Raw genomic sequence first — 20,901 nt, 5'->3', positions numbered from 1 at the left:
TCGATGCGCCGATGACGGGTGATGATCACCCGCACACTTCCCATCCGAACCAACAGCCCCCGAGGAACGAGTGAAGACGTCAGCGCGGCTTTTGTTCGCATCCGTCCATGTCCTGAGCGTCACCTACGGAGTGCTGGTCGTGTCCCGCTGGATGTGGTGACACCAGCACCCGGAGCAGATTCTCCGCATCCCTGACGGCGCCGAGGCGCCGGTAGAGAGCCACCGCCCGCTCGCCGTACGCGCGGGCCTTCCGGGCGCCGCGCGGGTGCAGGGCCGCCGTCCGGGCGAGGCCCGCCAGCGCGTGGGCGCGGCCCAGCGGGAAGTCGGTGCTCCCGGCCGCCTCGAGCGCGCGCTCGTACCCCCGGCGCGCGATGTCGAGGCGGCCCGACTCCCGTTGCACGTCCGCCGCGCCGATCAGCGCGCGCAGCTTCTCGTACGGGTTGTCGATGCTGGTGGCGACCTGTTCCGCCAGGGTGAAGTGCCGCAGCGCCTCGCCCCCGCGGCCCGACCGGGCGTGGGCCATCCCCATGCTGATCAGCACGTCGGCCTCGCCCAGGGCGTCGCCGCCGGCCCGGTGGGCGGCCAGGGCCCGCTGGTAGCAGGCCAGTGCCCGGTCCGTCCGCCCGGCCGCCTGGTGGACGGCGCCGAGATTGGTGTCGAGGATCGCGAGCTCCTGCCGGCCGCCGTGCTGCCGCATCAGGGCCAGCGACCGTTCGTAGCAGTCGCGGGCGTCGTCGTAGCGGCCCTGGAGGTAGTGGAGTTCGCCGCGGTTGTTGAGCGCCTGGGCCAGGCCGTAGGGGTCGGGCAGCGCCTCGTAGATGCCCTGCATGAGCTGGACCCGGTGGAGGGCCTCCTCGTACTGCCCCGCGTAGTGCAGCGCGGCCCCCTGCACATTGAGGCAGTCGGCCTCTCCCGAGCGGTCGCCGACCTCCCGGTACAGCGCCAGTGACTGTTCGAGGACGCGCAGGGCCGTCCCGCCGTGCCCGGCGGCGAGATGGGCGCGGCCCGACTGGAGGAGCGCGTCGGCCCGGCCGCCGGTGTCGCCCAAGTCCTCGTAGAGCGACAGGGCCTCGGTCGCGCAGCGCAGGGCCTCGGCGTGGTTCAGCTGCGCCAGCAGGTCCGCGCGGTCGGTCAGGGTGCGGGCGAGGGCGGCGCGGTCGCCCTGGGCGCGCAGGACGGGGACGGCCGCGTCGAAGAGCTCCGCCGCCACGTCCCACGTCCCCCACAGCTTGAGGGACCTCGCCAGGACACTCGGGAACAGCGCCGCGTACTCGGGATGCCCCGCCGCGGCCGTCCGCGCGGCCGCGAGGAGGTTGGCGCGCTCCACCGTGAGCCACACGGACGCCTCGTCCACACTGGAGAAGTCCGGTGCGTAGGGGGATTCCCGGTCCGGGCCCAGCCGCATCGCGCGGCGGTGGGGACGGGCCAGGCGGTCGGTGCGGTGGGCCGTGGTGAGGTGGTAGGAGAGGAGACGGCCGACCGCCGCGTGCCGGACCTCCTCCGGATCGGTGCGCGAGCCGAGCCCCGCGCTGAAGGCCCGGGTCAGGTCGTGCAGCCGGTAGCGGCCGCGGACCGGCTCCTCCAGGAGGCCGGCGTCCAGCAGCTCCTCGACGCAGCGCTCCAGCAGCTCCGTCCGTCTGCCGTAGGCCGGACCGGCCAGCGCGGCCGCCGCCGGGAGGGTGATGTCGGAGCCGGTGTGCAGGGCGAGGCGGCGCAGCAACCGCTGGGCGGGGCCGCTGAGTTCGTCGTACGAGAGCTGGAAGACCGCCGTGATCAGGCCGTCGAACTCCGTCAGCGGATCGGTCGCGTGGATCAGCCGGTCGAGCAGGTCCTGGACGGCCCACGCCTCCCGGTAGCGCAACCGGCTCGCCAGCAGTTGCACGGCCAGGGGGTGGCCGCCGCACGCCTCGACGACCTGCTCCAGGGCTTCCGGCTCCGCGGACACGCGGGAGGCACCGACGATCCGGGTGAACAGCGCGGCCGCCTCCGCCCGGGACAGCGCCTCCACCCGCAGGGACGAGGCGCCCTCGAGACGGGCCAGCCGGCTCCGGGTGGTCACGATGGCACGACAGGCCGGATTCCCCGGCAGCAGGGGCTCGACCTGGCCGGCGTCCCGGGCGTTGTCGAGCACCACGAGCGCGCGGTGCCGCGCCATCCACTCCCGCCACCTCGCCGCCCGCTCGGCCTCAGTGGCCGGCAGCTCACCGGACCAGCCCGCCGAGTGCAGCAGGACGGCCAGCGCCTCCGCCGGGTCGAGCGGCCGCTCGCTGCTGTACCCCCGCAGGTCCACGTAGAACCGGCCGTCCGGATACGACGGGCCCAGGAGGTGCCCCGCGTGCACGGCCAGCGCCGTCTTGCCGATGCCCGGCATGCCGTGGACGACCGTGACCGGCAGGGCGTTCACCGCGCCGTCGTCGGCGTCCGAGGCGTCGAGCAGGATGCGCAGTTCGGCGGCCCGGCCGGTGAAGTCCCGCGTGTCCCGGGGCAGGCAGTTGCGCGACTGCGACTGCGACTGCGACTGCGGCTGTGGCTGTGGCTGTGGCCGGGGTGGCGCCGCGACGGGGGCGGGCCGGGTGGTCAGCAGGGTGTGGTCCTGTTCGAGCATGCGGAGGTGGAGCTCCTGGAGCTCCGCGCCCGGCTCGATGCCCTGGCTCTCGTGCAGCTTCTCGCGGGTGTGCCGGAAGACGGCGAGCGCCTCGTCGTGGCGCCCCGAGCGGTACAGCGCCAGCATCAGCGAGCCGACCACCTGCTGCGCGAAGGGGTTCTGCGACGCGAGCTCCTGAAGCTCGCCGACGAGGTCCGCGTGCCGGCCCAACTCCAGTTCCAGGGCGATCCGTTCCTCGCGGACCCGGCGGTGCTCCTCGGTCAGCCGGGCCCGCGCCGACAGCGCCCAGGCGTTGCCCGCGAACTCGGTCAGCGGCTCGCCGCGCCACAGCGCCTCGGCGGTGCGCAGCAGCCCGATCGCCAGCTCCTGGTCACCCCGCGCCGCCGCGGCCGCCGCGTCCGTCCGCAGCCGCTGGAAGCGCAGCAGGTCGATGTCCTCCGGGTCGGCCCGCAGCTGGTACAGCCGGGGTGACGGGCGGACCACCTGGGCCAGGTCGTCACCCACGGTCCTGCGTAATCGGCTGCGCAGCCGGGACAGGTAACTGTGCAGGGTCTCCGTGGCGGTGGGCGGCGGATCGCCGTTCCACACCCGGTCCATCAGCGTGTCCACGGAGACCGGCTCGCCCCGGGCGTGCACCAACGCCGCCAGCAGGCAGCGCTCCTTCACGGATCCCAGCTCGTACTGCTGCGGACCCTGCCACAGTTCGAGAGGTCCCAGAGCAAGAAGTTCCACCATCACCCCCGCCGGGTGTGCTTCTTCCTGCCGTGTCGGCAGTGCCCGCCTGTTTGTGCGGCACCCGATCCACTGTTCTGCGGGGTGCCCCGGGGGAGACAGGGGCGCACTGGAGCGCGACGGGGCGCACGGAACCGGTGCACTGCACGGGTCCACAGGAGTGCAACATTCCTGCAAGCCGAGCATCCAACCCCCGGGGCACGCCTCTGTCATCGATCGCGCGGGGCCGCGGTCGTGAAGGCATGCACGAGAATCCGGGGGACAACAACGATGAGTGTGACAGTGCCCGAACCCCACTGGCGTCACGTGCCGGTGCGGCTGGACGTCGAGCGCTGGGCCACCCGACGGACCCGCAGGCGCGTCCTGGTCGTGGTGCACACGGTGATATCCGGCCAGCGGCTGCTCGACGCGATACGCCTGCTGGAAGGCGACATCAGGGTGCAGACCATCTTCACCCAGGCACCCGACGTCTTCGGCAACGGCGTGTCCGAGTTCCTGGAACAGCTGGGCGGCCTGGTGATGCCATGGAGCCAGGCCGTGCAGACCGGCTTCGACCTGGCGCTGGCCGCCAGCCACGGCAGCCTCCACGAACTGCAGAGTCCTGTGATCGTGCTGCCGCACGGGGCGGGACACAACAAGATCACCCCCGCCGGGCGCCCCGGCCGTCCGGCGGCGCAGCGCGGGGTGTACGGACTGAGCAGGCAGCGTCTGGTCCGGGACGGCGCGGTGGTGCCCGAGGTGATCGTCCTCGCCCACCACGAGGAGCTGACCAGGCTCGGGCGTGAGTGTCCCGAGGCCCTGCCCGCAGCGGAGGTGGTGGGCGACCCCTGCTTCGACCGCATCGCCGCCAGCCTGCCGTCCCGGGCGCTGTACCGGGACGCCCTGGGCGCGAAGGCCGGGCAGCGGCTGGTCCTGGTCTGCTCCACCTGGGGCCCGGACTCGCTCCTGGGACAGGGGTGGGAGGTACTGGAGCGACTGGTCGGAGAGCTGCCACGGGAGGAGTTCCGCGTCGTCGCCCTGCTGCACCCGCACGTGTGGAACGCACACGGCGACTGGCAGGTCCGCGCCTGGCTCGCCGGGCTGGCCCGCTCGGGCCTGACCCTGGTCAGCCCGTACGGTGACTGGACCGGGGCGGTCGTCGCCGCCGACTACATCGTGGGCGACCACGGTTCGGTGTCGCTGTACGGCGCGATGACCGGCGTGCCCGTCCTGATGGCGGGACGGGCCGACGCCGAGGTGGACCCGGGCTCGCCGCTGGCCGAGCTGATGTCCTTCGCGCCGCGCCTGCGCGAGAACCGTTCCCTGCGCGCCCAGCTCAAGCGCAGCTCGGCGGCCTGGCGTGCCCAGCGCTACGAGCGGGTCGCGGCCCGTATCTCCTCGGAACCGGGCCAGTTCTCCCGCAAGATGCGCGCGCTGCTCTACCGCAAGCTGCGCCTGCGGGCCCCCAGCGCACGGACGACGACGGAACCGGCCCGGCTCCCGCTCACGGTGCACTACGACGAACCGGGCAGCGTGGCCACGCCATGACGCTGCTCGCCGTGGTGTCCCGGACCGCGCTGACCCCGGGCAGGGTGTCAGGCGGTCGCGGCCCGGTGCACCGGGTCCGCACGGTGCTGCTGCGCCCGGGCTCATGTGCTCCGGCCGTCGAGGAGCACGTCAGCGTCCGGCTTCCGGCGGGCGAAGGCTGGTCACGGCTAGGGGACGTGCTGCTCGAGCCCGGCACGGGAGCGACGAGGGCGGCGGAAACGGCGGTGGCCCATCCGGGGGCCCTGGTGGTGGCGGTGCACGACGGCTCCCACTGCTGGATGCGGCTCGGCGCCGGCGGCCCGGCCGCCCTGGCCTTCGAGGCCGCGGGGCCGGGAGATCCCGGGGAACTGTGGGAAACCCTTGCCTCGTTGGCCCATGCCTGGCTGGTGGCCGGGCTGCCCGCCGAGTTGTTCGGACCGTCGATGCCGTACGCCTGGCGGGCTCAGGACCCGGGCTCGCGGGGGTCCAACGGCTGGAGCCGGTGCGGGGTGGTGCCGGCCTTGGCTTCGGCCACGGCCTTGGTCTCGGCCACGGTCTTCGTCTCGGCCACGGCCACGGCCTTGATCTCGGTCGATCGTGTCCGGTCGAGAGAGGTGTCGGCTCAGCTCCCCGACCCGCCGGGGTCCAACCGTCGCAGTCGGTGGCGGGCGGTCTCGGCTTCGGGTGATCCCGACCGGCCCGCGGAGGCGTAGAGCTCCAGCGCCTCTCGGTACCGCTGCTGGGCGGTATCGGTGTGCCCGCGCCGTTCGGAGACCTCCGCCAGGCCTCCGACGGCGTGGGCCATCTCGTAGTGCGCGGCCATGCCGCGCAGCGTCGACAGGGCGGACGACAGGTGCTCCTCGGCCTGGTCGAGCCGGTCCACGGCGAGGTGGGCGCGGCCCAGGACCCTGGTCGCGCGGGCGGCGTTGTAGAGGTCGCCCGCGTCGCGCAGCGAGGTGTGAGCGGCACGGGCGTGGCGGACCGCCTCCTCGGCGTCGCCCGTGGTGAGCGCGACATCGGCGAGGTTCAGCCGGGCCAGCGCGCCGGCGCGGCGGTCTCCGCGCGACGGCAGCTCCGCCGCGGCCCGCCGGAAGAGCGCGGCGGCTTCGTCGGGACGCCCGAGCCGCTGCAGGGCGAGGCCCCGGTAGTTGAGGGTGCGGGCGTGCCCGAGCCGGTCGTCGCGCTCCAGGAAGAGCCGCGCCGCGCGTTCGAACATCGCCAGGGCCCGGTCGTGGTCGCCGGAACCGAGCCGTCCCACGCCGCCGGAGGTGAGCATCCGGCACTCCGCCGCCGCGTCCCCCAACTCCACGGCGGCCGCCAGCCCTTCCTCATGCGCGGCGTGCCAGTCGTCGTAGAACTTGCGGCGCAGGAAGAGCGGCCACAGGGCGTCGGCCAGCTGCCAGCCGACGGTCGGGAACCCCGCGGGACGCGCCTGCCGTATCACGGCCATCAGATTGCGCAGCTCCCGTTCGAGCCAGTCCAGGGCCGCCTCGGCGTCGTCCCCGACGTCGGCGACGACCACCGGGCCGGCACCGTAGTCCCGGGCCATGGTGCGGTGCTGGGGGTCGATGATCTCCTCGGCTCTCGTGGCGCTCGCGAGATAGTGGTCGGCGATCCGGCGCACGGCCCGCTCCCGCTCCTGCGGCGACTCGTCCGCCACCGCCTTCCCGGCGGCGTGCAGCCGTACCAGGTCGTGGAAGCGGTGGCGCTCTTCACCACGGTCGAGGAGCAGGCTGGCGTCGTGCAGCTTCTCCAGCAGTTCCGTCGCCTCATGTTCCGTGGCGTCCGGTTCCGTCGCCTCCCCCTCGGGGGTGAGCACGGCCGCCGCCACCGCGCTGCCGAACTCCGGGCCGGGATGCAGCCCGAGCAGCCGGTACAGCCGGGCGGCCCGAGGGGGCAGCGTCCGGTACGACAGGTCCAGTGTGGCCCGCACATCGTGGTCGCCGTCGATGGCCAGCACCTCCAGCCGGTCACGCTCCTCGGTCAGCGCGCGCACCATCGTGGTGATACGGCGTTCCGGCCGGGCCGCGAGCCGGGCGCCGGCGACCCGGACGGCCAGCGGCAGCCCGGCGCACAACTCGACCAGGAGACGAGCGGCATCGGGCTGGGCCGCGACCCGGTCGTCGGGCAGGGTGTCGGCGAGCAGTTCCATCGCCGCGTCCGGGCCGAGCGGCTCCAGATGGACGGGGTAGCAGCCGTCGACCGTCAGCCCCGGCATCCGCCCGCGGCTGGTCACCGCGGTGACACTCCGGCCCGCCGGCAGCAGCGGCCGTACCTGGGCCGCCGTCGCGGCGTCGTCGAGCAGCACGACCAGGCGCCGCTCGGCGGTCAAGGACCGGTACAGCGCCGTCCGTTCGGCGAGCGTGACGGGTACGTCCTGCGCGGAGACGCCCAGGGCCCGCAGGAAGCGCCCGAGCACCTCGTCCGGGAGGACGCCGCCGGCGGGGTCCTGGGCGCCGAGGTCCGCGTACAGCTGGCCGTCCGGGAACTGCGGGCGCAGGGCGTGCAGCCACCGCAGCGCGAGCGTGGTCTTCCCGATCCCGCCCAGTCCGCTCACGGCGGCCAGCGCGGGGCGTTCCTCCCGCATCGCGCGCGTGCGGTGCTGCTCCAGCGCCTCCAGCTCCGATAATCGGTCGATCACGCGGACGGCGGGCGGCAGCTGCCAGGGAGTCCGGATGACGGCTCTCGGCTCGGCCCCGAAGTGGATACCGCCGTGCACCGCCCCCGCCTGGATGGTCGCGCCGTGCACCGTGCCGCTCAGTTCGTTCTGGACTCTGAGCTCGTGACTCCGCACTTGGGCCCCCCACCGCGTGTAAGTACCGACCGCTCGGATAGATCCTTTCCGTACATGCGATCGATATCCATGGGGTGGGGAAATGGTGCGGCTGGCGGCTAGTGGTGGGCGGCTGGCGGTGGGCGGCCGAAGGGCCTCAGGCGCCGGTCCGTCCGTCGACGAGCTCGCGCACGATGTCGAGGTGGCCGTTGTGCCTGGAGATCTCCTCGATGAGGTGGAGGATCACCCAGCGAAGGTCCACATGGCGGCCGTCGCGGATGGGGCGCTTGGCCTTCGACTCCAAGTCGTGTTCGGACAGCAGGCGACGATAGCGGTCGCTCTGCTCCTCGTATTCGGTGAGAAGCCGGGGCAACGGGATGTCGACCGCTGTGCGCATCTCGGGGTCGGGGTCGTCGTCGGTCGCCTGCGTGAGCGGACCCGCGGGTTCCTCTCCCAGGAACATCACTTCGACCCAGTGGTGCTCGACCCACCGCAGATGGCTGATCAGCCCGCACAGGGTCATCAGCGGTGAGTTCGGAAGCGGGGCGCTGCGGGCGTCCTCCGCGGACACGCCCTCGCACTTCGCTCGCGCCGTGTCGCGGGCGTAGTCCAGGAAAGTGATCAGCTGCGTGCGTTCGTCCCAGGCGGGAGGCGTATCGGTTCGTCGTGTCATCACGGGGAGTTTCTCCCAGGGCGGGTGGGCGGTCGAGCGATTAATCCCTGCGGAGGGCGAACTACTCACCCAGCCCCACGACGCACCACCCTCGCCTCGCCGCCTCGGTCAGCACGAGCCCCCACTGCGTCAGCAGGTCCACGAACGCGTCGAAGTCACGGACCCACCCGTCGGGGACCGCGGCATGCTCGGTGAAGGGCCCTCGCATCCCGTCGAGGTGGGGCAGCACTCGATCCCAGGTCGCGGCCAGTTCCCGCACGCTCTCTCGCGACAGCGCGAGCAGCACGCCGTAGGAGCCGCCCTCACCGAAGAACCCCGTGTCATAGCACTGCGCCTCGCCGTCCAGCCCACCCCATATGAGCCCGCTCAGCAATGCATCAAGTTCGGTCCGCAGCAAGGGGTCCACATGGTCGCGGACGCGTTCCCACCGGTGCCCGGCCCAGAAGTGCGCTTTGAACGAGCCGAGAGTGTGCAGGAAGTCGTACTCGGCGAAGACAGCACTGTTGGGTCCCTGCGGCCAGAGCCACCCGCCCTCGTCCATCGGCGCGTCGTGATCCCACAGCCCTGTCTCATCGGCGTACCAGGCATCCCTCAGCCGCGACACCCGCTCCCGCGACGGCACCTGCGCCAGCCAGGAAGGGTCGGCGATCAGCACCGTGATGTCGAGTCCCATGACGGTGACGGTACCGAGCGCGCGGACGGTATGCCGCAGTGCGGTCGATCACCAAAAAGCCCTCCCCAAAGGGAGGGCGGAGACTTGCGCCCCCGGCAGGACTCGAACCTGCGGCCAAGCGCTTAGAAGGCGCCTGCTCTATCCACTGAGCTACGGGGGCCGGGTGTGGTGGCCTCTGTCGTGGTGCCCTGGTGTGGGCTGATCCGTGACGTTGCCGGGGACAAGGATAGGGCTCCCGCGTCCTTGTCCCTGTTGCTTCGCCTCCGTGGCTCGATGTGGAGGTTCGGTGAAGCGGTCCTGATAATCGCAGGCAGGTACGAATCGTGCACCGCTTTTGGCGTCTGACGCATCGGGTGTTGTGCACTCGTTATGCCTGGAGTGTGCCCGTGTCCCAGACGTCCCTTCCGTCCCTTGTGTTCTGTCGGCGCGCAGACATGCTCATATGCTTCAGAATTCCCCTAAAATTGGGCATTCTTCGCATGTGGTGACCTTGGACGTACGGCCTCAGCTGCTCGACGCACTCTCCGCCCTGCGCGACCGTGTCGCCGCCGCACGCTTCCCGCTGCCCCTGGCGGGGGCCCCACGCGCGCGTGCCAACCGCGACGAACTGCTCGCGCAGCTCGACGACTACTTGGTGCCCCGGTTGCGGGAGCCCGAAGCGCCGCTTCTGGCCGTCGTGGGCGGCTCGACCGGAGCCGGGAAATCGACGCTCGTGAACTCCCTCGTCGGGCGGCGGGTCAGCGAGGCGGGCGTGCTGCGGCCGACGACACGGACGCCCGTGCTCGTCTGCCACCCGGAGGATCACCACTGGTTCAGCGGGATGAGGGTGCTGCCCGACCTCACCCGCGTGTGGGTCCCCCAGCAGGACGCCACCGACGACCTGCTGCTCCCCGGCGAGAACCCCGCGCGCGTGCTGCGCGTCGAGACCGCCGAGACGCTGCCGCCCGGCCTCGCCCTGCTCGACGCGCCCGACATCGACTCCCTGGTCGCCGACAACCGCGTCCTGGCCGCCGAACTCATCTGCGCCGCCGACATCTGGGTCATGGTCACCACCGCCGCCCGCTACGCCGACGCCGTCCCCTGGCACATGCTGCGCACCGCCAAGGAGTACGACGTCACCCTCGTCACCGTCCTCGACCGGGTGCCCCACCAGGTGGTCAACGAGGTGTCACGGCAGTACGGGGCCCTGCTCACCAAGGCGGGGCTCGGCGAGGTGCCGCGCTTCACCGTGCCGGAACTCCCCGAGTCGGCCTGGGGCGGCGGACTCCTGCCCGCCACCGCCGTGGCCCAGCTGCGCACCTGGCTCGTCCACCAGGCCCAGGACCCGGAGGCCCGGCAGCACGTCCTGGCCCGCACCGCGTACGGCGTCCTCGACTCCCTCAAGTCCCGGATGCCCGAGCTGGCCGGCGCCGCCGCCGCGCAGTACGCCGCTGCGCTGCGGCTCACCGCCGCCGTCGAGGGGGCGTACGACAGCGAGCACACGCGCGTGCGGGGCCGGTTGCAGTCCGGGGCCGTGCTCGCCGGGGACGCGCTCAAGCGGTGGCGCGCCTTCCCCCTGGACTGCACCGCCGGAGAACTGCTCGACGCGCTCGTGGAGAGCCTCAGCGCCCTGCTGCTGTGCGCCGTCACCGCAGCCGACGAACGCGTCGACGACGCCTGGCGGCGCGAACCGGCGGCGGCCGCACCGGAGCTCGCCGCGCGCGATTCCACGCCGGACAGCGCCGAGCACCGGATCGGGCTCGCCGTACGGCGCTGGCGGCGCGAGCTCGAGGAGTACGCCGAGGACGAGGTGCGCGAACTCGACCGGGCCCTCGCGCCCGACCCGGAGCTGGTCGCCGCTCTCGTCGCCACCTCCCTGCTGGGCGGCCGCCGGGGGCGGATGGCCGGGGAGAGCCTCGCCGAGCGGATCGGCGCACACGGGGCGCTGCGGCTGCGCGACCGGGCCGGACGGCTGCTCACCGAGCACGTGGACCGGGTCCTGCACGCCGAACGCGAGCGCCGGCTCGCCCCGCTCGACGCGCTCGACGTCCACCCGGAGCCCCAGGCCGAACTCATCGCCGCGCTGTCCGTACTGCAGAAGGAGAGGTGACCGGTGACCGCCGTCACTGACCAGGACCACACCGAGCACGCCGACCAGCCGGACGACGCGCACCAGCCGAACGACGCGGGCCAGGGGGACGACGCGGGCCGGGCGGAATCCGCACGCGGCTCCGGACGGGCTTCCGCAGGGGGCTCCGGACAGGCTTCCGCAGGGGCTTCTGCGGCCGAGGCTTCCCCCGACACCTCCGCGCGCGGGCGTTCCCAGGAGCGCGCCGAGCACGACGGCACCCACGCGCGCGGGAGGGACGGTCGTACGGACTCCGGCGGAGCCTGGGACGACGGGCTCATCGCGCGGCGGGTCGACGAGACCACCGGGGGAGAGCGGTACCACGCCTCGGACAGCCGGTCCGCCGCCCCGGCCGCGGTGACCCCGCTGGTGTACGACGGGGTGCTGCGCTCCCGGCTGGAGGCGCTGCGCGAACTCGTCGGGCTCTCCCGCACCCGGCTCGACAGCCGGACGCTCGCGGGCGCCGGCCGGGTGCTCGACGAGGCGTCCGCGCGCCGCAGGCTCTCCGGGCAGCACACCGTCGTCGCTATCGCGGGCGCCACCGGCAGCGGCAAGTCGCAGCTGTTCAACGCGCTCGCCGGGGTGACCATCTCGGAGACCGGAGTGCGCCGCCCCACCACCGCGGCGCCCATCGCGTGCAGCTGGAGCGACGGGGCGGCGAGCCTCATCGAACGGCTCGGCATCCCGCCCCGGCTGCGCCGCCGTCCGCTGCCGACCGGGGACGCGGATTCCCAGCTGCGCGGGCTCGTCCTGATCGACCTGCCGGACCACGACTCCGCGGCCGTGCAGCACCGCGAGCACGTCGACCGCATCCTGGGGCTCGTGGACGCCGTCATCTGGGTCGTCGACCCGGAGAAGTACGCCGACGCCGTCCTCCACGAGCGCTATCTGCGGCCCATGGCGGCCCACGCGGAGGTCATGTTCGTCGTCCTCAACCAGATCGACCGGCTGCCCGGGGAGGCCGCCGAGCAGGTCCTCGACGACCTGCGACGGCTCCTCGACGAGGACGGCATCGCCCTCGGGGAGTACGGCGAACCGGGGACGACCGTGCTCGCGCTGTCCGCGCTCACCGGGGACGGCGTCGGGGAACTGCGTGAGGCGCTCGGCCAGTTCGTCGCGGAGCGCGGGGCACCGGCCCGCCGTATCTCGGCCGACGTGGACATCGCGGCGGCGCGGCTGTGGCCCGTCTACGCCACGCAGCGGCGGACCGGCCTCAGCGAGCAGGCCCGGGAGGAGTTCTCGGACCGGCTCGCGGACGCGGTGGGCGCCACGGCGGCGGGCGAGGCGGCCGAACGCGCCTGGCTGCGCAACGCCAACCGCGCCTGCGGCACGCCCTGGCTGCGGCTGTGGCGCTGGTACCAGGACCGCGGCGAGCCCACCACGGGGCGGTTGCCCTCGCGTACACAGGCCGACGAGGAGGCCACCGCCCGGCAGCGGGTCGAGCAGGCCGTGCGGACGGTGGCCGACCGGGCCTCGGCCGGGCTGCCCGCGCCGTGGGCCCAGGCGGTGCGCGAGGCGGCCGTGCGCGGCTCGCAGGGGCTGCCCGAGGCGCTGGACGAGCTGTCCGTGCGCGCGGGCGTGCCGGCCGGGCGGCCGCCCCGGCCCGGGTGGTGGCCGGTGGCCGTGCTGTCACAGGCTTCCATGACGATCCTGCAGTTCCTGGGCGGGCTGTGGCTGCTGGGCCAGATCGTCGGCGTCATGGCGCCGAACCTGGGGGTGCCGGTGCTGCTGATGGTGATCGGCATCGTCGGCGGCCCGCTCATCGAGTGGAGCTGCCGGATGGCGGCCCGGGGCCCGGCCCGGCGCTACGGACTGGAGGCGGAACGCCGGCTGCGGGAGGCGGCGGCCGGGTGCGGGAGGGCGCGGGTGCTGGATCCGGTGGCGGCGGAGCTGCTGCGGTACCGGGAGGTGCGGGAGCAGTACGGGAGGGTGGTGGGGGCGTAGCTCCAAGGGGCGCCGAAGGTGGTGACGGACCGCCGGCGCCCCTCGCTGTCACCCGTTCCGGTGACGGCGTTGTCCACAGGCAGGCGGTGGTCCACAGCGCTCAGCGGGCCCGGCCCGGCGGCGGCAGTCTGGCAGACACAGCCGTACGGGACGGGCCCGTACGTGTGTCGGACCGGTGTCGGACTCCGGGCGAGGGAGGGGTTCGCGATGAACGAGACGATGGTCTGCGCGGTCGGTCGCGTGGCGACGCAGCCGGTGTACCGGGAGATGGCGTCCGGCCCGTCGGCGAGGTTCCGGCTGGCGGTCACCGCGCGCTACTGGGACCGCGAGAAGAGCACCTGGACGGACGGGCACACCAACTTCTTCACGGTCTGGGCCAACCGCCAGCTGGCCACGAACACGGCGGCGTCGCTGACGGTGGGTGAGCCCGTGATCGTGCAGGGCAGGCTGAAGGTGCGCACCGACGTGCGCGAGGGGCAGAACTGGACCTCGGCGGACATCGACGCGGTCGCCATCGGCCACGACCTCGCCTGGGGCACCTCGGCCTTCCGGCGCGCCGGCAAGCCGGAGACGGTGGCGTCGCCGCAGCAGCCGGAGCCCAACTGGGAGACCCCGCCCGAGGGTTCCGGGTCGGCCACCGACGTGCCTCCTCAACAGCAGGTGGGGGCACCGGCGTTGACGTGACGTCAATCACCGTCGATCACCATCCACCGGCTGCCCGAACTGCGGCTTATCGGCGAGTGCGCACCGTACGGCCAGCGGTGACTTGCCGATAAGCCCTGCTCACAAGGGGTCTTGGCGATAACGATTCCGAGTCGGATCACTCCTCCGGCCGTCTCACCGGCGAGCACGGCTCGCCGCGTCCCTAGGATGCCGGACATGGCTCTCGGGGCTCTTGGGGCCTGTGAGGCTTCTGATTCTGCTGGTGGGACCGTCCCCCCACGTCAACGGGTCCTGCTCGAAGGGGAATTTGGTGTTTGCTTCGTTCTCTGAGCTGTTCGTCCGCAGGCGAGGGGCAGCCCGCCTCGCCGCCGCGACGGTGGTGTCCGGGCTCGTCACCGCGGGCGGTCTGGCCGGTGCCGGCCAGGCGTCGGCCGCCGACGGGACGACGCAGAGCCAGGGCGGAGCGACCGCGACGATAGCCGGGCTCAAGACGTTCGGGACCGCGGTGATCCACGGCGGCACCGGCGACCAGCACGTGTCGGCGGGCCTGTTCGAGATGTCCGTCGAGGGCGGCGGCACGCTGCAGACGTACTGCGTCGACCTGCACAACCCCACCCAGCGGGACGCCGAGTACCACGAGACGCCCTGGAGCGGCACGTCCCTGGGCACCAACAAGGACGCCGGCAAGATCCGCTGGATCCTGCAGAACTCCTACCCGCAGGTGAACGACCTCACGGCGCTCGCCCGCAAGGCGGGCGTCCGCGGCGCCCTGACCGAGCAGGACGCGGCGTCCGGTACACAGGTGGCGATCTGGCGATACTCGGACGACGTGGCCGTCGACGCGCTCGACCCGCAGGCCGAGCAACTCGCGGACTACCTGGAGAAGAGCGCCCGGAACCTGCCCGAGCCCCGGGCCTCGCTCACGCTCGAACCGTCCGCGGTCTCCGGCCGCCCGGGTGAGCGGCTCGGCCCGGTGACGGTGCGCACCAACGGCGGCAGCGCGACGGTCACCCCGCCCGCCGACGCCGCCACGAGCGGGGTCCGGATCGTCGACAAGCAGGGCAAGGCCGTCACCTCCACGTCCGACGGCGGGCAGGTGTTCTTCGAGGTGCCCGAGGACGCGGCGGCCGGCACGGCCGAGCTGACCGTGCAGGCATCCACCACCGTGCCGGTCGGCCGCGCCTTCGCCTCCGAGAGCCGGAGCCAGACGCAGATCCTGGCCGGGTCCAGCGAGTCGACGGTGTCGGCGACGGCCGAGGCGACCTGGCTGAAGCAGGGCCCGGTCCCTGCCCTGACGGCGGCGAAGAACTGCGCCGAGGGCGGTGTCGACATCATCGCCTCCAACAAGGGCGACGAGCCGTTCACCTTCGAGCTCGCCGGCCTCGAGCACACCATCGCCGCTGGCGAGACCCGCACGGTGACGGTCCCGCTCCAGGAGGACCAGGCCTACGACTTCACCATCCACGGCCCCGGGAGGTTCGAGAAGCGCTTCACCGGCATGCTGGACTGCCGGATCCAGGGCAGCGGGACGGGCACCGCCACGCAGACCCTGAGCGAGCCGAGCCCGGCCGCGCTGGGCGGCACGGCCTCGGACACCAACCTCGCCGAAACCGGCAGCTCCGGTGTCACGCCGCTGATCGCCGGCATCGCCATCGGCCTGGTCCTGATCGGCGGGGCGACCCTGGTCGTGCTGCGGCGCCGGGAGGCGACGGCGGGGGACTGACCGGCGACTTCGGGGACCGGTCCCGGCAGGCTCCACTTACCCTGCGCCCATGACCCAGGTCGAGCCGGGCATGACGCGCAGACAGGTGAGACGCCTGCTGGGAAGCCCCACGGAAGCTGTCGACGACAGGCAGTACCTCGGCCGGTACGCGACAAGATCCTCCCTGGACCTGCGGATCTGGTGCCGCCGGAGCCGGTCCGAGGCCTGGGTGTACGCGGACACCCCGCGCGCGGGGCTCGCGACGTTCATTCATTTCAGACGGGGGCGAGTGGAGAAGGTTCTCACCGGCCCCCTGCCGGGCCGCGGGGAACCCGTCGACGGCACCGGCTGAGGCCGCTGCCGGCGCCGCTGTCGGCGGTGTGTCAGTGGTGGTGGCCGTGCCGCCCGAGGGTTTCCACGGGGGTCGCGCCGGGGCGGGTCCACTGCGGCACGGGGCGGCTGGTCGGGCCCCAGGTGGCGTTGCCGTCCGCGTCCGAGCGCCAGGACCAGCACGGGCTGCCGCCCTCGGGCCAGCCCTCGGGCTTGTCCTCCCACGCCTCGCCGCGCCCGTAGGGCGTCATGTCGAGCAGGCCGAGGGAGCCGTTGACCCGCTCGTTGCCGCGGCCCGTCGTGGAGTAGGTGAGGAACACGCGGTCGCCGTCGCGCAGGAAGCAGGTGAGGTACCCCATGGCGCCGCCGACGGGTGCGTCCACGCCGCGCACCGAGTACCAGGGCTGGGTGTAGCCCATGAACTCGACGTAGGCGGCCACCTCGTCCCACGGGCCCGTGGTCAGGACGGCGAAGGAGACGCCGCGGGCGTTGAGGTAGACGGCGTCCTTCAGGTGCCAGGCCGTGGTGGTGCAGCCCTCGCACTGCCCCTGGTGCGGCGCGCCGTCGTACCACATGTGCTGGTAGACGACGAGCTCGTCACGGCCCTGGAACAGGTCCAGGAACGGGACCGGGCCGTCGGGGCCGACGACCTCGACCGTCCCGTCGAACTCCACCATCGGCAGCCGGCGGCGGGCCGCGGCGAGGGCGTCGCCCTCCCGGGTGTGGGCCTTCTCGCGGGCCAGCAGCTCGTCGCGGGCGGCCTGCCAGGTGGCCAGGTCGACCACGGGCGGGCGGCCGGGCAGCGCGGTGGTCGGGTCGTCCGGTGGGGTGGTCGGATCGTCCGGTGGGGTGGTCGGATCGTCCGGCGTGGTCGTCATGGTGTCCTCCGTGGTTCTCGTGCCGGGCAGCCTCGTACGGCATGCCACGACGCTCACCGGAACAGACTCCGGGCCGGGCCGGAACTCATCGCGGCGAGAGGAGAGTGCCGAGCGTTGCCGTCCGCCGGCCGGCGGAGCAAGCTGGAGAAAGGCACGCGACTCGCGAGGTGGGGCAGATGGGCCGCCTTGTTCATCCGGGAATCCTGTCGCTGCTGGTGACGGCAGTGATAGGGGTGACCGGTTGTCAGGGCACCGACTCGACGCCCACGCAGAACCCGGCCACGGTGACGAACACCATCACTGTGGCGCCCACAACGCCGACGCCCACTCCACCTCCCACCCCGACGCCAGAGCCGACGGAAACGCCGCCGAGCCCCGAGCGGTCGACGCCGCCGGTGCCCGAGCGGTCGACGCCGCCGGCGCCCGCGTCCCCTCGCCCGGCCGAGTCACCGACGGCCGACAGCGCGTCGTCCGTGGTCCGCGACTATTTCGCCGCGATCAACGCTCGGGACTACCGGCGGGCATGGGATCTCGGAGGCAAGAACCTCTCCGGCTCCTACGAGGCCTTCGTGGACGGGTTCGCCACCACCGCCCACGACACGGTGCACATCCTCCGCGCGGACGGCGGCACCGTCTCGGTCACGCTGGAGGCCACACAGACCGACGGCACGCTGCGGCTTTTCGAAGGCACCTACACGGTGCGCGGCGGCACGATCGTGGGGGCCGACATACGAGAGGTGACCGAGCCGGACCCGCCACCCGACGAAGCCTCCCCCTACTACGAGAACTGCGACGCGGCACGAGCCGCCGGCGACGCACCCCTGTTCACGGGCGACCCCGGCTACGCGCCCCATCTCGACCGGGACGGCGACGGAGAGGCCTGCGAACCGTATCCACCGTGAGTCCCCGACTCAGAGGGCGAGGACGGAGCGCCCCCGGTCCGCGCGGTCGCACCCCCGGACGGCTCGCTTCCCTTCGCGCGCGGATGCGCGGCGTCGTCCTGTCCCCGCTCGATCATGCCGAGCGCCACCCCGGCGATGATGATCACGCCGCCCGTCACCTGGGCGAGCCGGATCGACTCCCCGTTGATCACGACGGCGCCGATGACGCCGAAGACCGGTACCAGGTTGAGGATGTTGACCGCGACGCTCGACGCCATCCGGCGCAGGCCGTAGTTGTAGAGCAGGAAGCCGCCGACCGAGCACGCCACGGCCAGGTAGACCAGCAGCGATGAGGCGGTCGCGCCCGGCATCCGCCAGTCGTCGGCCTCCAGCAGGGACGCGAGCAGGAAGCCGGCCGCGCCCGCCAGGGTCTGGTAGTAGGTGACGCTCACGGCGTCCTGGCCGGCGCTCGCGCGCTTGCCGAGCACGTTGTAGCCGGCCCAGGCCAGCCCGCCGAGCAGCAGCAGGATGTCCCCCAGCCAGCGCGAACTGCCGCCGACCTCGGCCCCGTTGCGTACGACGAGGAAGGCGCCGACGGTGGCCAGCAGCACGCCCGTCACACGCGGCAGCGGCATCCGGGTGCGGAAGACGACCAGTTCCACCAGCATCGTCATCAGCGGGTACGTGGCCACGATCAGCGACGCGTCGGATGCCGTGGACAGGTCGACGCCGACGTTCTCAAGGATGAAGTACACGGTGATGCCGAGGAACCCGCTCAGGTAGAGCTGCTGCCGCTGCCGGGAGTCCGGACGGGCCGGGCGGTGCCTGCTCAGCCGTACCATCACGCCCAGGAGTAACGCCGCGAGGGTGAACCTGATGGCGCCGATACTGAGCGGGCCGACGTCCTCCAGCACCTGCTTGGTCACCGCGTACGAACTGCTCCAGAACAGCGCGGCCGCCATGACCGCACACACCGCCCACACCGTGGGTCCTCGATTGCGCATAACAAGTCGCCCTCTCCGCTACTCACTGCGCCCACCGCGACGTGACCGAACAAACATCGGTCGACTAGGCTGGAGGCTAACAAGATCATCGAATCTGATGCGAAGAGTCCGAATTACCTTCGGAATCCGGTGGAGTGAGGCAAGCTTGGACGAACTAGATTCGGCGTTGGTGCGGATGCTCCAGGAGGACGGTCGGCGCACCAACCGGGACATGGCCCAGGAACTCGGTATCGCCCCGTCCACCTGTCTGGAGCGAATCCGGTCGCTGCGCAAGAGCGGTGTCCTGACGGGATTTCACGCGGAGGCAGACCTCGCGGCGATCGGCCGCGGGCTGCAGGCGGTGATCGCCGTACGGGTCCGCCCGCCGACACGTGCTGTGATCGAGACCTTCCAGACCTTCTTGGAGGGGATGCCGGAGGTCATCTCGATCTTCGTCCTCACCGGGAACGACGACTTCCTCGTGCACGTCGCCGTCCGGGACACCGACCATCTGCACGCGGTGGTCCTGGAGAAACTGGCGAAGCGCCCGGAACTGGCCGACGTACGGACATCGGTGGTCTACGGGCACATGCGCAAGAAGGTCATCGATCCGGCCTAGGTTCTGTCTCTTTGGTCAGCGTCGGGTCCAGATGAGGATGCCCGCGAGGTGGAGTGCGGCCTGGTAGGCGATCGCGAGCTTGTCGGTTCGTGTAGCCAGGCCGCGCCACTGCTTGAGGCGGTTGATGCACCGCTCAACGCTGTTCCGCTGCTTGTATGCCTCGCTGTCGAAGCCGGGCGGACGGCCACCGAGCCGGCCTCGCCTCAGGCGGTGGCCGACTTGGTCGGACGGCTGCGGGATGACCGCACGGATGCCCCGGCGCCGCAGGTGGCTGCGGATGGCACGTGAGGAATACGCGCGGTCGGCCAGAACGGCCAGCGGCCGGGTCCGTGGCCTGCCCGGGCCCCTGCGGGGCACGCCGATGCGGGACATCACCGTCTCGAAGGCGGGTGCATCACCTGCCTGGCCTGCGGTGACGGTGAAGGCGAGGGGCCGTGCGCGGCCGTCTGCGGCCAGGTGGACCTTGGTGCTCAGTCCGCCGCGAGAGCGTCCGAGCGCGTGATCGACGGGCTCGCCGCAGTGGGCCGCCCCCTTTTGAGTGCTCCGGCAGCGTGCTGGTGGGCCCGGACGACCGTGGAGTCCACCGACACCGTCCAGTCGATGTCATCGTCGGCGTCCGCCGCAGCCAGGACGGCGGCGAGGATCATCTCCCAGGTGCCGTCAACGGCCCATCTGATCAGCCGCTTATGAGCGGTCTGGAAGGAGCCGAGCTCGTCGGGAAGGTCCCGCCAGGGCGAGTTGGTGCGGTACTTCCACGCAATGGCCTCGAGCGTGCGGCGGTGGTCGGCCCACCGCCGTCCGCGAACCGGATCGGCCGGCATCAGCGGCTCGATCCGGTCCCACATCGCATCACTGATCACTAATCGGACAGACACATCCGATCAACTGAACAACCCATCAAAGAGACACGCGCTAGTCCGCCCACCAGTGTGCTGGGGGCGTGAGGCATGGATCTTGGTGATCGCAGGCTCTCGTCTGCAGGCCGACCGACACGCCGCCGTAGACCAAGCCCCAGACGACCAGCAAGATGGCGCCGCCGACCGTCGTCCGGCCCAGCAGCAGGAAGAGCGGCATCGCAGCCCCGAGGGACACGGCGATGATCAGCACGCTCCGGTGCACCCCGCGCGCCAGCGCCGCGCCAGCGACGAAGTTGCCGATCATGCCTGCCATGCCGAACCCGAACAGCAGCGGGCCGACGAATCGTTCGTCGATGCCCGACAGCTACTGAAGTGCCGGACTCGTGAAGGTGCAGGCCGAAAAATGGCCGAACGCGATGAGGGTCGTCGCGATGATGCCGATGCGCGCGCCCGGGTTGCGGAACTGCTCAGCGGGTACTGACGACTTGGGTGATCAGCAGCCAGCAGCGCGGTAGAACTTTCCCTACTTCATCAAGGCCCGCGCACGGCGCGCGCCCGCGCCGCCTCTGCGGCACGGCTGCCTCCTGCCTTCGCCCCGGCTGGCCGCGCTCGGCGGCTGCGGGTATGCAGGGGGGAGACACCCTCTGTGGCTGGGGCGGTCGGCTCTACGGCTTTAGGCAGCCACTTCGGGGCGAGCCTCCAAGAACATGGCCCCAACGTCGTGCTGCAACGGGCAGGCCTACAGACTGCCCGACTCGCCGGAAGCCTACGGGGCCATGATCACCCGCCCCCAAAGCAGCTCCGTAAGTTGTTCGGTGGTCCGGGAGGGCCGGATGTGGCTTCAAAGCAGCTTGCCGACCGTGGCTCGGCTGGAGTGGCCGTCCGGTCCTCCGGGGCGCCCTGGTCGCTGATTGAAATGCGCGGAATGGGTCGCTGTTTACGGAGCTGACGACGGGGTGTCCTACGGGCCGACGG

16 protein-coding genes and 1 tRNA gene are annotated in these 20,901 nt (G+C 72.2%); 9 read left to right on the top strand and 8 right to left on the bottom strand.

Annotated elements, in window-relative coordinates; all coding sequences use genetic code 11:
• Positions 1-79: 79 nt before the first annotated feature.
• The gene (locus ABZ386_RS34305; protein WP_351346501.1) at positions 80-3,340 is read right to left on the bottom strand and encodes a BTAD domain-containing putative transcriptional regulator; all 3,261 of its coding nucleotides are present in this window, start codon (positions 3,338-3,340) and stop codon (positions 80-82) included.
• A 267-nt stretch (positions 3,341-3,607) separates the two neighbouring features.
• Between ABZ386_RS34305 and ABZ386_RS34300 the strand changes: the two genes are divergently transcribed.
• Complete coding sequence (locus tag ABZ386_RS34300) at positions 3,608-4,864, top strand: hypothetical protein (RefSeq protein ID WP_351346499.1); 1,257 nt, start codon at positions 3,608-3,610, stop codon at positions 4,862-4,864.
• Between the two features lie 601 nt (positions 4,865-5,465).
• Here ABZ386_RS34300 and ABZ386_RS34295 read toward each other — a convergent pair.
• The 4 genes from ABZ386_RS34295 to ABZ386_RS34280 all read right to left on the bottom strand — a co-directional run bounded on the left by ABZ386_RS34295 (position 5,466) and on the right by ABZ386_RS34280 (position 9,122).
• Entirely contained in the window at positions 5,466-7,637 is a 2,172-nt protein-coding gene (locus ABZ386_RS34295) for a tetratricopeptide repeat protein (RefSeq protein WP_358967484.1), read from the bottom strand.
• Positions 7,638-7,773: 136 nt separating this feature from the next.
• Positions 7,774-8,289: a DinB family protein gene (locus tag ABZ386_RS34290; RefSeq protein WP_351346495.1), complete on the bottom strand. Its 516-nt coding sequence runs from the start codon at positions 8,287-8,289 to the stop codon at positions 7,774-7,776.
• Positions 8,290-8,350: 61 nt separating this feature from the next.
• Positions 8,351-8,962, bottom strand: a complete 612-nt coding sequence (locus ABZ386_RS34285) for a hypothetical protein (protein WP_351346493.1) — start codon at positions 8,960-8,962, stop codon at positions 8,351-8,353.
• A gap of 87 nt (positions 8,963-9,049) precedes the next feature.
• Positions 9,050-9,122: transfer RNA gene (locus ABZ386_RS34280), tRNA-Arg, on the bottom strand.
• Positions 9,123-9,443: 321 nt separating this feature from the next.
• On the opposite strand from ABZ386_RS34280, the gene ABZ386_RS34275 reads away from it, so the two are divergent.
• From ABZ386_RS34275 to bamE, 5 genes are all read left to right on the top strand, one after another.
• Positions 9,444-11,051: a dynamin family protein gene (locus ABZ386_RS34275; protein WP_358967481.1), complete on the top strand. Its 1,608-nt coding sequence runs from the start codon at positions 9,444-9,446 to the stop codon at positions 11,049-11,051.
• Between the two features lie 3 nt (positions 11,052-11,054).
• Entirely contained in the window at positions 11,055-13,013 is a 1,959-nt protein-coding gene (locus ABZ386_RS34270) for a YfjP family GTPase (RefSeq protein WP_351346489.1), read from the top strand.
• Positions 13,014-13,220: 207 nt separating this feature from the next.
• Positions 13,221-13,697 (top strand): single-stranded DNA-binding protein, encoded by a 477-nt coding sequence (locus ABZ386_RS34265; RefSeq protein WP_351346487.1) that lies wholly within the window; start codon positions 13,221-13,223, stop codon positions 13,695-13,697.
• Positions 13,698-13,986: 289 nt separating this feature from the next.
• Positions 13,987-15,399: a Cys-Gln thioester bond-forming surface protein gene (locus ABZ386_RS34260; protein WP_351346485.1), complete on the top strand. Its 1,413-nt coding sequence runs from the start codon at positions 13,987-13,989 to the stop codon at positions 15,397-15,399.
• Positions 15,400-15,448: 49 nt separating this feature from the next.
• A complete protein-coding gene (gene bamE / locus ABZ386_RS34255) occupies positions 15,449-15,730 on the top strand; it encodes an outer membrane protein assembly factor BamE (protein WP_358967478.1) in 282 nt (93 codons plus the stop codon).
• A 31-nt stretch (positions 15,731-15,761) separates the two neighbouring features.
• Here the strand turns inward: bamE and ABZ386_RS34250 are convergent, their stop codons facing one another.
• On the bottom strand, positions 15,762-16,586 hold the full coding sequence (locus tag ABZ386_RS34250; protein ID WP_356617857.1) for a DUF899 domain-containing protein: 825 nt from the start codon (positions 16,584-16,586) through the stop codon (positions 15,762-15,764).
• A gap of 473 nt (positions 16,587-17,059) precedes the next feature.
• Between ABZ386_RS34250 and ABZ386_RS34245 the strand changes: the two genes are divergently transcribed.
• Positions 17,060-17,488: an excalibur calcium-binding domain-containing protein gene (locus ABZ386_RS34245; RefSeq protein ID WP_355719835.1), complete on the top strand. Its 429-nt coding sequence runs from the start codon at positions 17,060-17,062 to the stop codon at positions 17,486-17,488.
• On the opposite strand, the gene ABZ386_RS34240 is transcribed toward ABZ386_RS34245, so the two are convergent.
• Positions 17,428-18,471, bottom strand: a complete 1,044-nt coding sequence (locus tag ABZ386_RS34240) for a DMT family transporter (protein WP_358967474.1) — start codon at positions 18,469-18,471, stop codon at positions 17,428-17,430. The two genes, ABZ386_RS34245 and ABZ386_RS34240, sit on opposite strands and share 61 nt — an antisense overlap.
• Before the next feature lie 145 nt (positions 18,472-18,616).
• Here ABZ386_RS34240 and ABZ386_RS34235 point away from each other — a divergent pair, with 145 nt between their 5' ends.
• Positions 18,617-19,069: an Lrp/AsnC family transcriptional regulator gene (locus tag ABZ386_RS34235; RefSeq protein WP_114252619.1), complete on the top strand. Its 453-nt coding sequence runs from the start codon at positions 18,617-18,619 to the stop codon at positions 19,067-19,069.
• A 15-nt stretch (positions 19,070-19,084) separates the two neighbouring features.
• On the opposite strand, the gene ABZ386_RS34230 is transcribed toward ABZ386_RS34235, so the two are convergent.
• Positions 19,085-19,914 (bottom strand): IS5 family transposase gene (locus tag ABZ386_RS34230; protein ID WP_358967550.1). Its coding sequence is split into 2 segments (ribosomal slippage): positions 19,085-19,576 and positions 19,579-19,914, totalling 828 coding nucleotides; the frame shifts between segments, so codons are not numbered across the junction.
• 109 nt (positions 19,915-20,023) lie between these two features.
• Here ABZ386_RS34230 and ABZ386_RS34225 point away from each other — a divergent pair.
• Entirely contained in the window at positions 20,024-20,407 is a 384-nt protein-coding gene (locus ABZ386_RS34225; protein WP_358967473.1) for a hypothetical protein, read from the top strand.
• Positions 20,408-20,901: the final 494 nt, after the last annotated feature.

It is taken from the genome of Streptomyces sp. NPDC006140, assembly GCF_040628815.1.
In the GTDB taxonomy this organism is placed as follows: Bacteria; Actinomycetota; Actinomycetes; order Streptomycetales; family Streptomycetaceae; genus Streptomyces.
This window is presented reverse-complemented; position numbering and strand designations above follow the sequence as displayed.